Here is a 12,245-nt window from a genome sequence, read left to right on the forward strand (position 1 = left end):
TTCTCCTTCGGAAAGGGGGTGGGCAGGTCAGAGCGTCGGTACGTTCGCCAGCAGGGCCCTCGTGTAGTCGTGCTGTGGGTTCTCAAGGACCTCGTCCGTGCTTCCGCATTCGACGATCTTCCCGTTCTGCAGGATCGCGATGCGTTGGGAGATATGGCGGGCGAGGGTGATGTTGTGCGTGACGAAAAGCATTGACATCCTCGTCTCGTGCTGCAGCGTGCGCAGCAGGTCGATGATGGACGCCTGGACGGAGACGTCCAGGGCAGAGGTGACCTCATCGCAGACCAGCAGGGACGGCGCGTTCACCAGTGCCCGGGCAATGGCGGCGCGCTGGCGCTCACCACCGCTGAGGTCGCCCGGTCGGCGATTCAGGTACCCGCTGCCGAGGCGGACTTGGTCGAGGGCCTCCAGTACCCGGTCGCGGCGTTCCTTCCGGTCCATCGTGCCGGACATCTGCAGCGGCACCTCGATCGATTCACCGATGGTGCGCCGGGGGTTCAGGGAGGAGAACGGGCTCTGGAAGACGTACTGGATCCGCTGGCGCTGTTCACCAGTGCGAGCCCGGGTCCCGGCGGCCAAGGTGTCGCCGGACAGTTGGATCTGGCCGGAGTAGTTGTCGTTGAGTCCGGCGACGCAGCGGGAGAGGGTGGTCTTGCCCGAGCCCGACTCGCCGAGCAGCATCATGGACTCGCCCTCGGCCAGCGTGAAGTCGATGCCGGCCAGGATCTGGTTGCTGCCGTAGGCCAGCTCGAGGCCGGACACCTCCAAGAGAGGTGCCGTCGATCGCGCCAGGCCGGCGGAGCGTGGTGCGCCGGCGGGCAGGGTGCCGGGTTGCGGTCCGGTCGTCTCGGAAGGGCGGTCCACGACTTGCTGTTCGCCCGTGATGGTGGGGGTGCGGCCGAGGCGGCGCCTGCCGGCGAGATCGGGCACGGAGTCCAGCAGCTTGCGAGTGTAGTGGTGCTGCGGCTGGTAGAGCACCTGTGCCGTCGGTCCCTGTTCGACGACCTCGCCGGAGAGCATGACGACCACCTCGTCGGCGATCTTGGCCACGACCGCTAGGTCATGGGTGATGTAGAGTCCCGCGACGTGGTGCCGTTCGGCCAGTTGGGCGATGGTCTGCAGGACCAGGGCCTGGGTGGTGACGTCGAGGCCGGTGGTGGGTTCATCCATGACGATCACGCGAGGCCGGCAGGCGAAGGCCATGGCGATGCCGACGCGCTGTTGCTGTCCCCCGGAGAGCTGGTGCGGGTAGCGACGTTGGTAGGCCTCGTCGTTGGCAAGGCCCACTTCGGCCAGGGCTTCGCTCACCCGCTCCCGGCGTTCCGCGACCGAGCCGCCATAGCCTTGGACCTGGAGCGTTTCGAGGATCTGCTCACCGATGTGCATCGCGGGGTTCAGGGAGAGCGCCGGGTCCTGCGGTACGTAGGAGATGACCCCGCCACGCAACTTTCGGCGTTGCCCCTCGGGCAGGGCCAGGATGTCGGACGTCGGACCGGGCCCGGAGATCCGGATCTCACCGCCGGTGTGCTTCAGGCCCCGCCTGAAGTGCCCCAGGCATGCCAGTCCGGCGGTGGTCTTGCCGGAACCCGACTCTCCCACGAGGGCCAGGATCTTTCCGGGGTGCAGCTCGAAAGAGACGCCATGGAGGATCTCCGCCCCGGCGGTCGTGGTAATCCGCAGTCCGGAGGTACGAAGGACGGCGGTCCTGATGGGGTCTTGGAGGGACGTGCTCATGCGCTGGCTCCCACGGTCGTGTTCGCCGCCGCGCGGGCGAGCGAATCGGTGATCAGGTTGATGCCCACGGTCAGGACGGCGATGGCCAGAACGGGCAGGATCACGCCCCAAGGCTGGATGACCAGCGCGATCCGGTTCTCGTTGATCATCAGCCCCCAGTCGGCGGTGGGCGGCTGCATGCCTAGGCCGAGGAAAGACAGGGACGCCACGGCACCGATGGAGTAGGTCATGCGCAGGCCCAGCTCGACCATCAATGGACCGGTGATGTTCGGCAGCACGTCCTGCACCAGAATCTTCCACCGCGGCACGGCGTACATCTCGGCCGCCCGGATGAAGTCCTCGGTGATGACGTCCACCGTGGCGGAGCGGGTCACCCGGGCGATCCGTGGTGCGTGGGTGATGCCGATCACGACCACCAGGACCCAGCCCTGCGGTCCCAGGACCGTGATGGCCAGCAACGCGAACACCAGCGAGGGCAACGCCAGCAGGACATCATTGCTGCGCATGATCACGCTGTCCACACGACCGCCCTGGTATGCCGCGGTCATCCCCGCCAGCACACCGAGGACCATGCCCAGCAGTGTGGCCAAGGCGGAGTAGGCCAACAGGCGCAACCCGCCGTCGAGGAAGCGGCTGAGCACGTCCCGCCCGAGGTTGTCGGTGCCGAACAGCCCGTCGGGCTGGAACGGCCGACCGGTGAACTCGGTGCTGGTGACGCCGGTGACCAGCGGCATCAGCACTGGGCCCAGCAGGGCCAGGAGCACGACCGTCCCGGCCAGGCCGATACCGATCTTCGCCTGGCGCTGTGCCACCAGTCGGTGGAGCAGGCCGGGGGGTGCCTTGGTCTCCCGGGTGATGATCTGGGGCGAGTCGATAGCGGTCATCGGGCACCTCCGGTGCGCAACTTCGGATTGGTGACGATGCCGACGACGTCGGCCAGCAGGTTCACCACGATGTAGACGGCGGCGATGAGGAGGGCGAGCACCTGGACCACCTGCACGTCCCGGTTCGTCACCGCGTCCACGAGGGCTTGGCCGATGCCGGGGTAGCGGAAGAGGAACTCGACGACGACCACGCCGCCGGCCATCCACGCCAGCTGGATGGCGACCACTTGGGCGACGGGGGAGAGGGCATGCGGCAGGGCGTGCTTGAGGATGACCTGCCGTTCAGGCACGCCCTTGAGCCGGGCCATCTCCACGTACCCGGACTCGAGGACCTCCAGCATCGTGGCCCGCATCATCCGGATGATGTACGGAGTGACCACGAGGACCAGGGTCAGCGTCGGCAGGATGAGCTGCAGCGGGTAGTTCCACACCGGCTCCCCCGGGGGGGCCATGGTGACCGAGGGCAGGAGGGTGAAGACGGTCGTCGAGAAGAGGGTGACCAGGGCGATGCCGATGACGAACTCCGGCAGGGCGGCCAACACCAGGCTGGTACCCGTGGCGATGTGGTCGCCGGCCCGGCCTCGGCGCAGGGCGCTGTAGGTGCCCACCAGCAGGCCCACGGGGATGCTGATGATGCCGGCCGCGAGCAGCAGGACCAGGGAGGCCCCGATCCGCTCTCCCAGCAGGGCGCTGACCGGGCCGCCGGAGGCCGCGGAGACGCCGAGGTCCCCGGTGAGCAGGCCCCCCAGCCACATCAGGTAGCGCTGCCAGACGGGGTCGTTGAGGTTCATCTGCTCGCGGAGGGCGGCCAGCCGTTCCGGCGTGGCCTGCTGGCCCAGGATGGCCTGTGCCGGATCGCCGGGCAGCAGCAGGGTGGCGACGAAGACCAGCACGGACACGGCCAGCAGGATCAGCACGCTGGTGGCGAGCCTGCGCAGGATGATGGGCGTCATGATGCGACTCCTAGCCAGACGCGGCGGAATTCGAAGCCGGACAGGGCCAGCCCGGTGCGGCTGGGGACGAGCCCGGCCACATATTGCTGGTAGGCGTCCGCCTGGTTGGCGTGCCCCCAGATGATGTAGCCGCCCTCCTCGTACTCAATCTGCATGGCTTTGGCGATCAACGCGTTGCGCTCCTCTTCATCCAGGGTCGCGGTCGCCTTCTTCACCAACGCGGTGAACTCGGGGTGGTCCCAGTGCGTCTCGTTGAACGGCGAGGTGGGCAGGGTGCTCGCGTTGACCTGCGGCAGGTAGTTGCGGGTGTAGTAGAAGTCTTGGGCGAAGTCCCACTGCAGGTAGCCGTCTCCGAAGAACGTGGTGGTGTCCACCTGCCGGATCTTGACCGTGATCCCAGCGGCGGCTGCCTGCTGGGCGAAGACCTGTGCCGCCTCCACGGCCCCGGACTGGATCGGCGCGGTGACCAGTTCCACGGTGAGCCCGTCCGGGTAGCCGGCCGCGGCCAGCAGTTCCTTGGCCCGGGCGATGTCCTGCTCACGCTGGGGGAGGTGCTTGGGGTAGCCCGGGTCGAAGGGCGAGTACATGTCGTTGCCGAGGCTGCCGTTGCCACTGAGGACCTGCTCGATCATCTGCTCGCGGTCCACGACCAGACGGAAGGCCTGGCGGACGCGGTTGTCGTCGAACGGGGGTCGGTCCACGCGCATCGTGAACGGCATCCAGGCGCCGGTCTCCGCGTTGAGGATGCTGATGCGCGGGTCCGCATCGATGACCTCGAGCAGCGTCAACGGGATCTGGCCGATGGCATCGACCTGGGTCGAGAGCAGCGCGTTGATCAGCGCGTCGTCGTCACTGAAATTCAGGATCTCGAGCTCGTCCAGGTACGGTTCGGCCTCGCGCCAGTAGCGGTCGTTGCGGACGAAGACGCTATTGCGTCCGGGAGCGAACGACCGGTACTTGAAGGGGCCGGTGCCGACCGGACGAGCCGGGTCGTAGTCGGCGGGCACGATGCCCAGGGTGTACTGCCCCAGGGAGTCGTCGAAGGTCGCGCTGGGACTGTTCAGCCGGAACTCCACCCGGTAGTCGTCCACCACGGCCACCTCGTCCAGGATCGCCAGCGCGGCGGCGCCGCTCTTGGGATCGTCGGGGTTGGTGATCCGGGCGAAGCTGGCGGCGACGTCCTTGCCGGTCACGGGGCGGCCATCGTGGAACAGCACGTCGCGTCGCAGGTCCACGGTCCAGACCCGCGCGTCGTCCGAGGCTGTGACCTGGGCCGCCAGGAGCGGCTGCAGGTCGTAGTTCTCGTCCCGGTACAGCAGGGGCTCGTACAGGTTGATCACCCGCGCGATGTCGGTGGTGCTCACGGAGGAATGGGCATCCAGGCTGTCGGCTGCGCCGCCTCCTGCCAGACCCACCCGCAACCGGCCGCCACGCTGGGGCGCGCCGCCCGGGGCGGACAGCACCGCGGCGGGGCCGGCCCCGCATGCGGTCAGGAACCCGCCCAGCCCCAGGGCCAGGCCCATCCCGAGCACGTGGCGACGGGTCGGGGTCGCGGACGACGACCTGGCGGGAGGTTGTCCATGAAGAACAGGAGACGTTTCCACTGGTCCTTCTTTCTGACGGTGGGCGGCTAGGACCGGACGGCCCGGCCCGTCCAGTCCGGGGCCGGCTCGCCCGGACCCGGGATGAGCGACGTGATGGCGTCGACGACGGAAGGGGGGAACGGGGCGCTGCGCCCCGACTGCTGGTCAACGTGCAGTGCCAGCAGTTCCTCGGTGGAGATCAGCGTGTCGCCGGCGTGCATCTCGTGGGCCAGGTGCAGTTTCTTCGGCCCGGCGCCGACGAGGCGGGAGGTGATCGTGAGCTCGGTGTCGAGGCTGGTCTCGGCCAGGTAGCGGATGTGCGCCTCGACCGTGTAGAGCGAGTGCCCGGTGGATTGCCGGTACTCCTCGTCCAAGCCGATTTGGTCCATGACCTGGTCCGTGGCGTGGCCGAAGACCAGGACGTAGAAGGCCTCGGACATGTGGCCGTTGTAGTCGATCCACGCCGGCTGCACTCGGCACCGGTACTCGCGCAACGTCCCGGAGGCCAGGCCGCTCATGCGGTGCCACCCTTGACCTCGGCGATGGCGTTGCGGATGGCGATGATCGCCTCATCGCGCTCGGCCACGAGTTCGACGACGGACCGTCCGGCCGCCTCTTCATCACAGCCGGCAATGACCGCGTTGCGCAGTTCGGGTGTCAGCTCGGGGGCCTGCAGCCGGGTCCACGGGGACAGCAGGGAGGGTCCGAAGTGGTCGAGCATGTGGGCCATTCCGCCCTCGCCACCGGCGAGATGGAACGTCAGCATCGGTCCCTGCAGCGGCCAGCGCAGGCCCGGCCCGTCGGTGATGGCCAGGTCGATCTGCTCCACCGTGGCCTCTCCGTTGTCCACCATGTGCAGCGCCTCACGCCACAGCGCCTCCTGCAGACGGTTGGCGATGAACCCCGGCACCTCACGGTCCATGGTGATGACGGACTTGCCGATCATCTCGTACCAGGCGGCGGCCCACCGCACGGCGGTCGCCGAGGTCTGCTCGCCGCCCACCACCTCGACCAGCGGGATGAGGTACGGGGGATTGAACGGGTGCCCCACCACCAGGCGGGACGGGTTCCGTGCCTCGGTGGCCATCTCCGTCATGCCATACCCGGAGGTGGAGGAGGCGATGACGACGTCGGGATCCGTCACCGCGTCGACCTGGGCCAGGAGCGACCGCTTCAGTTCCAGGACCTCCGGGGCGCTCTCCTGCACGAAGCCGGCACCAGTGACGGCCTCGGCGAGGTCGGTATGGACGGTGATGTTGTCCTTCGACGCGTTCGGGGCCAGGCCCAGCCGGGTCAGGGCCGGCCACGCGGCGTCGATGAGCCGGCGAAGTCGGGGCTCGGCGTCCGGTGAGGGATCCCAGGCCTTCACGCGGTAGCCGCGGGCCAGGAAGTACGCCGCCCACCCCCCGCCGATGGTGCCGATGCCCACACAGGCGATCGTGTCGACGTCGTTGATGTCCCGCGGGGTGAAATCTTCGGTCATGGTCAGGCCTTCTTCTCGAGCTGGAGGATGTCGCGGGCCTCGTCCGGAGTGGCGACGGAGGATCCCAGGTCGTGCACGATCTGGATGGCACGCTCGGTGAGCTGGGCGTTGGTCGCCTTGACGCCCTTGCTGAGGTAGAGGTTGTCCTCCAGGCCCACCCGGACGTGCCCGCCGAGCAACACCGACTGGGCCACCCACGGCAACTGGTTCCGGCCGATCGCAAAGGAGGTCCACTCGGCGCCCGCGGGCAGCATGTTGACCATGGCCTGCAACAGGCCCGCATCGACCGGGGCGCCATAGGGGATGCCCATGCACAGCTGATAGAGCGGGGGAGGAGCGATGAGGCGCTCCTCGACCATGATGTTCGCGAACCACAGGTTGCCGGTGTCGAAGATCTCCATCTCCGGCTTGACGCCAAGCTCCTTGATGCATGCGGCGCCCTCGCGCAACATGTCCGGAGTGCTGATGTAGACCTGGCTGCCCTCCCCGAAGTTCAAGGATCCGCAGTCGATGGTGCAGATCTCCGGGCGCAGCTCTTCCACGTGGACCAGCCGTTCCCGGGCGCTGACCAAGTCGGTCCCCGGCAGCTGGGCAGTGGGGTGGTCGGGATCCAGGACGAGGTCACCGCCCATGCCCGCCGTGAGGTTGATGACCGGGTCCACGTCGCTCTCGCGGACCAGCCGGACCACGTCCCGGTACAGGGACACATCACGGGAGCCCTGGCCGCTGTGGATGTCGCGAACATGGATGTGGACCACGGAGGCGCCGGCGCGGGCGGCGGCAATCGCGTCGTCGGCTATCTGCTCCGGGGTGACCGGCACATGCTCACTCTTGCTCGTGGTGTCTCCGGAGCCGGTGAGGGCACAGGTGACGATGACCTTGCGGTTCATGCAGCACTCCCTTGCGATAGGACGATGTGGCGGTCGATGTAGCTCTCGACCTGGTGGTGCATCTGATCGGAAGTCAGCAGGCCGGTCAGGACCTTGATGCCCAAGCCGTCGATCAAGCTGGTGAGCTCCATGGCGAGGTCTGCCGGGGATGCCGGTGCGAACCCGCTGGCCTCCTGGCACTGGCGGATCGCGTCCTCGACCGTCCGGAGCCAGCGGCCGTAGCCCTGAGCGTGGTTCTCCCTACCGGAGTCATCGACGGCGACGTCAGCCCAGGTCTGCAGCCAGATGGAGAACTCCGCCCGGCCGCGTTCACCGGCAGGCAGCTGCAGTTCGACCAGGCGCCTGAGCCGGAGCACAGGGTCGGGGATGGAGTGCAGCTCGGCGATCTGGCGGTCGAAGGCGAGCTTGACCGAATAACGCAATGTCTCGGCGAAGATCTCGCGCTTACTCGGGAAGTAGTAATGGATCGCGGCGGTGCTCATGCCACAGGCGTAGGCGATGTCCGCGACGCGCACCGCTGAGTAGCCGCGGCGGGCGAACAGGCGCCATGCCGCCTCGATGATGGCCCGTCTCTTTTGCGCGTGTTCGTTGTTCTCCGGGTGACGCGTGGGCAGCACCATCGCCGGTGGGGGAACCGACGGGCCCTCCGCCGCGTCAGAACCCGAAAGCAACCAATTAACGGTGACGCCAGTGACATCGGCCAAGGTGGTCAATTCCTCGGGATGGAAGCGGCGCGCCCCGTTCAGGGCCTTGGACAACTTCGTCTCGTCCAACCCCATGTGGCGGGCGACTTCGCGCTGTGCCATCCCCGAGTTGCGAATGGACGCCCGCACCCGCTCTGTGATCTGCGTCTCATTGCTGGCCATGGGCCGAAACTATCCTGAGCTTGCGATTACGGCAAGGGGTGCTGGTGAAGAATCAGATGATTGCGATGCGGTTCGGCTAAGTGCCACCGAGCATGACCGAGGGGACGGGGCTCTCGTCGAGCGCAAGAAGTTGGTCGTAGCTGCAGAAGTCATTGCCGATCCACGGACTCTCGCCTCCAGGATCCGACGCCCCGCGGGTCGCTTGAAGCGGGAGTCGACGCTGTGCTTTCCCGGCGTCAGAATCACCGGGGGCATGCGTTCCCGCGGTGCGGCAACTGCCATAAATCAAGCGCCGATAAGTTACCTTATGTCAACTTGAGCATGGCATGTTCGCGGTATCTGCAAATTCGTCAGTGTGCACGACTCCCCGTGATGGCGGCCGTCCGGTCGGCTTTTGGAAGAGATCTCGGGCGTCCATGTCGGGGCGGTGTCCAGACGGTGGGCATCAAACCGGGATCTGACCTGAAGCTTGTACAAGTCTTGACCGGTATTCGCATGATGCACGAAGCGTTCGCACATTATGCGAACGACTCAGCCGTAGTCGGCGGCCCCTGACCAGCCCCACAAGCGGAAAACCAGCCAAATACGCCGGTCCTGAATACGCAAGGCCAGCACTTGACGATTCACCATGTGCAGTTCCCGCACATCGTGAGGATCCGGCTGACGCGATGGTCCCTTCCCTGAGTGAAGTCTGACCGGCACGTCTGTTGCCTCGCCGTCGGTCCGTGGAGGGCCGGGCAGGGTGACGGGGATCCGCCATGCACCAGTCCGGCCCAGGGCTCACCCGCGTGCTTTCGTGGCACACGATGCCAGCCGTACATCGCTTGACGTGCCGGCTTCCTCGGGCGTCACCGGTGGACGACAAGGCATGTCTGGCACCGGAGCTAGTGCCTCAGGACTTGCTACGCGGCCTGACGGCACTGCCGCAGGCACCAAGGTCACCGGGTTGGCGGTTCCGGTAGAGCGGTGGCGGCTGACCGGCGGGAAGCCACCTGCCGCCCTCGGCGGAGGTCACCTGTAGCCGTAGACGATTCCGTAGGAGTAGCCGTAGGTGATCGTGCCGATGCTGGACACGTGCTTGCTGCGATAGCAGGGCTTGGAGTCGATGACCCAGGTGGTGGGACCGGCGTTGATCGAGGCCACCATGTTCTTCCGCGCCGTTTCGCACGCCGAGTAGGTGTTGCCGCCGTAGTTGATGATTTTCCTGACGTAATAGGCCTCGGCGGGGGCTGCGGCGCCCGCCACCAATGCCCCGGCGAATGCCAGGGACGCGATCGTCCTCATAGTGCGCTTCATGATCGGCTCCCCTTCACCCGTCCACGACTGACTGCCCACCGGCATCATAGGGCCCGTGGATTACACTGGGCACCCCTGCCTGGGCGATACGGCGATGGTCAGCAACTAGGCGTGGGGTACTGGTGAGAGCCGGGAATCGGCCCACGCCCAGTCCCGCGGCCGGACATGCAGGGGCTGCTGGGAGGGATCGTCATGTCGTCGGAGAAGGTTCCCTCTACCTCTATCCTGCCTTGTTGTAGGCCTCGATGATGTCCTGGTGGATGCGGCCGCGGGCGGAGACCGCGTATCCGTTGTCCTTGGCCCACTGCCGAATAGCCGCAGCCTGTTGGCGCTGGGCCGGCGGCGCTGTGGCGCGGGCCCTTCGGACGTAGGCCCTCAACTGGCTGCGCAGTTGCTTGGCATTGGCCGCGGAAAGGTCGATTTCGTAGTGTCGGCCATCCAAACCGAACGGGATGGTTTCCTTTGCCGGGGATCCGTCCAGGTCGTCGATCAGGACTACCTCTGCCTTCTGGGCCATGGGTTCCTCAGTTCGTGGTCTCGTGGGGTCGGCGCTGCTTGGCGCGCCGGTCGACAGGATATCCGGCACTCGCCTTGTCAGAGACCCTTATCGAGGCATTCGGTGTTGCCCGCGGCCCCGCTTTGCTGGGACCTTGGTCTGCTTAAACTCCGCGGGGGTCGGCTCGAGTTCCCCGGCCCCTCCAACCCACGGTTCCCAGAATCTGTTCGGCGTTCGACACATTTCGTGCACCTACGATCCTGCTCGTGGGGCGCGGCGAGATTCACTTCCGCTGGACCCGTCCATGTCGCCCGGGGTCAGCGGGTCACGGGAGTGAACGTGAGCGTAGATTTGGGCGACCGTGCCGACCATGTTCCCCTTGACGTCGTAGACGGCGGCGTCACGCTCACGGTCGGTGAGGGGGAAATCCTCCATCGTGCTGTTCTCCTATCTGGGCGTCGTTGGCGGAGGTGGCCAGCGCGGACAGCACCTCGAGGCCCCCACGGAGGTGGTCCTTAAGATGATCAGGTTCCCGCGGCGATGCCTATTGCCGCGGGAACCTGTTCGAGGTGTGCCCTAGGCGGGCCGGCCATTGACCATCCGGGGCAAGCCCAGGGGGTTGTCATCGCGCAGGGCTTCGGGCAGCTGGTGCTGGGGGAACCCTTGGTAGGCCACGGGCCGCAGCCAGCGATCGATGGCGGCGGTGCCCACGGAGGTCGAGCCGGCGGCGGTGGTCGCCGGGTAGGGGCCGCCGTGCTGCTGGGCGTAGGTGACGGAGACGCCGGTGGGCCACTGCCCCCACAGCACCCGGCCGGCCTTGCGCGCCAGGATCTCCACGAGGGCGGACACATCCTCGTCCGGATCGGCGAACACGGTGGCCGTGAGCTGGCCCTCAAAGGTCTCGGCCAGGGCCACGAGCTGGGATGCGTCCGTGTACTCGACCACGACGGCGGCCGGTCCAAAGCACTCCCGCTGCAGGGCCTGGGGGTCGGCGAGCATGGCCGCGGCGGTAGTGCGCAGTAGCGTCGGGCTGGGGGCCTCGGCCAGCGGATCCGATCCTTGGGCCAGGACCTGGATGTCGGGATGGCTGTCGAGCTCGCCCAGCACCTCCTGGTATCCATCCACGATCCGGTCGTTGAGCAGCGGGGCTGCAGGGGCTAGCTCGGCATCGCGCAGCTGGTCGATGATGGCCGACCCGGCCGGAACGATGAGGGTGCCGGGCTTGGTGCAGAACTGGCCCGCCCCGGCCGTGAAGGAACCGAGGAAACCGTCCACGATCGCCTGGTCCTGGGTGGCGGCAGCTTCGGGGGTGACGAACACGGGGTTGTTGCTGCCCAGCTCCCCGTAGAACGGGATCGGATCCGGGCGTGAGGTCGCCAGATCGAACAGGGCGCGGCCGCCGGGGATGGACCCGGTGAACCCACCGGCCTTGACCCGGTGGTCCTGGAGGGCGGCGGTGCCGGCTTCGCGGCCGAAGATCACGGCGAACAGTCCCTCCGGGGCGCCGGCGGCAGTCAGGGCCTCGGCGAGGACCTGGCCGGTCCGCCGGGAAAGTTCGGCGTGGCCTGGGTGGGCCTTGAGGATCACGGCGTTGCCGGCGGCCAGGGCCGAGGCAGTGTCACCTCCGGCCACGGAGAAGGCGAAGGGGAAGTTGCTGGCGGCAAAGACCACCACCGGGCCCAGGGCCTCTTTCCATCGGCGCAGGTCCGGCCGTGGGGCGCCCATCGGCCATTCCGCATTGGCCGGGTCGATGCGGACGTCGAGGTAGCCGCCGTCGCGCAGCACCTCGCCGAACAGCCGCAGCTGGAAGGTGGTGCGCTTGAGTTCCCCGCGCAACCGCGGCTCGGGCAGGTGGGTCTCGGCCATGGCCAGAGGCACCAGTTCGTCCGCCGCGGCGTCCAAGGCGGCCGCCGCGGCGTCGAGCACGGTGGCACGGATGGCCGGTCGGGTGTCCGCCCAGGCGTGCGAGGCCTGCTCGGCGCCGGCCAACACGGGCTCGAGCTCCTCCAGGGTGGTCGGCTGCGGGGCGGTCTTCAGGTCAGTGGTCATCGTGGATCTCC

Annotated in this window: 11 protein-coding genes; all 11 read right to left on the reverse strand. The window is 67.5% G+C overall.

Annotated features, from left to right (window positions below):
* Positions 1 to 27: 27 nt before the first annotated feature.
* The 11 genes from E7744_RS15005 to E7744_RS15055 all read right to left on the reverse strand — a co-directional run bounded on the left by E7744_RS15005 (position 28) and on the right by E7744_RS15055 (position 12,234).
* Positions 28 to 1,734 carry an ABC transporter ATP-binding protein gene (locus E7744_RS15005; RefSeq protein ID WP_137775157.1) on the reverse strand — a complete coding sequence of 569 codons (1,707 nt, stop codon included), beginning with the start codon at positions 1,732 to 1,734 and terminating at the stop codon, positions 28 to 30.
* Positions 1,731 to 2,618 (reverse strand): ABC transporter permease, encoded by an 888-nt coding sequence (locus E7744_RS15010; RefSeq protein ID WP_137775158.1) that lies wholly within the window; start codon positions 2,616 to 2,618, stop codon positions 1,731 to 1,733. The genes E7744_RS15005 and E7744_RS15010 overlap by 4 nt, the downstream gene beginning before the upstream one ends.
* Positions 2,615 to 3,571: an ABC transporter permease gene (locus E7744_RS15015; protein WP_137775159.1), complete on the reverse strand. Its 957-nt coding sequence runs from the start codon at positions 3,569 to 3,571 to the stop codon at positions 2,615 to 2,617. The genes E7744_RS15010 and E7744_RS15015 overlap by 4 nt, the downstream gene beginning before the upstream one ends.
* Positions 3,568 to 5,094 carry an ABC transporter substrate-binding protein gene (locus E7744_RS15020; RefSeq protein WP_137775195.1) on the reverse strand — a complete coding sequence of 509 codons (1,527 nt, stop codon included), beginning with the start codon at positions 5,092 to 5,094 and terminating at the stop codon, positions 3,568 to 3,570. Before E7744_RS15020 ends, E7744_RS15015 begins: the two co-directional genes overlap by 4 nt.
* A 107-nt stretch (positions 5,095 to 5,201) precedes the next feature.
* Entirely contained in the window at positions 5,202 to 5,672 is a 471-nt protein-coding gene (locus E7744_RS15025; RefSeq protein ID WP_137775160.1) for a thioesterase family protein, read from the reverse strand.
* Entirely contained in the window at positions 5,669 to 6,637 is a 969-nt protein-coding gene (locus E7744_RS15030) for a 3-hydroxyacyl-CoA dehydrogenase NAD-binding domain-containing protein (RefSeq protein ID WP_137775161.1), read from the reverse strand. Before E7744_RS15030 ends, E7744_RS15025 begins: the two co-directional genes overlap by 4 nt.
* A gap of 2 nt (positions 6,638 to 6,639) precedes the next feature.
* Positions 6,640 to 7,527 (reverse strand): 3-keto-5-aminohexanoate cleavage protein, encoded by an 888-nt coding sequence (locus E7744_RS15035; RefSeq protein WP_137775162.1) that lies wholly within the window; start codon positions 7,525 to 7,527, stop codon positions 6,640 to 6,642.
* The gene (locus E7744_RS15040; protein WP_137775163.1) at positions 7,524 to 8,393 is read right to left on the reverse strand and encodes a TetR/AcrR family transcriptional regulator; all 870 of its coding nucleotides are present in this window, start codon (positions 8,391 to 8,393) and stop codon (positions 7,524 to 7,526) included. Before E7744_RS15040 ends, E7744_RS15035 begins: the two co-directional genes overlap by 4 nt.
* Positions 8,394 to 9,404: 1,011 nt before the next feature.
* Positions 9,405 to 9,689 carry a hypothetical protein gene (locus E7744_RS15045; protein WP_137775164.1) on the reverse strand — a complete coding sequence of 95 codons (285 nt, stop codon included), beginning with the start codon at positions 9,687 to 9,689 and terminating at the stop codon, positions 9,405 to 9,407.
* A 220-nt stretch (positions 9,690 to 9,909) separates the two neighbouring features.
* Positions 9,910 to 10,206 (reverse strand): Lsr2 family protein, encoded by a 297-nt coding sequence (locus tag E7744_RS15050; RefSeq protein ID WP_137775165.1) that lies wholly within the window; start codon positions 10,204 to 10,206, stop codon positions 9,910 to 9,912.
* Between the two features lie 555 nt (positions 10,207 to 10,761).
* The gene (locus E7744_RS15055; protein WP_137775166.1) at positions 10,762 to 12,234 is read right to left on the reverse strand and encodes an aldehyde dehydrogenase (NADP(+)); all 1,473 of its coding nucleotides are present in this window, start codon (positions 12,232 to 12,234) and stop codon (positions 10,762 to 10,764) included.
* Positions 12,235 to 12,245 lie beyond the last annotated feature (11 nt).

Source organism: Citricoccus sp. SGAir0253 (assembly GCF_005877055.1).
In the GTDB taxonomy this organism is placed as follows: Bacteria; Actinomycetota; Actinomycetes; order Actinomycetales; family Micrococcaceae; genus Citricoccus.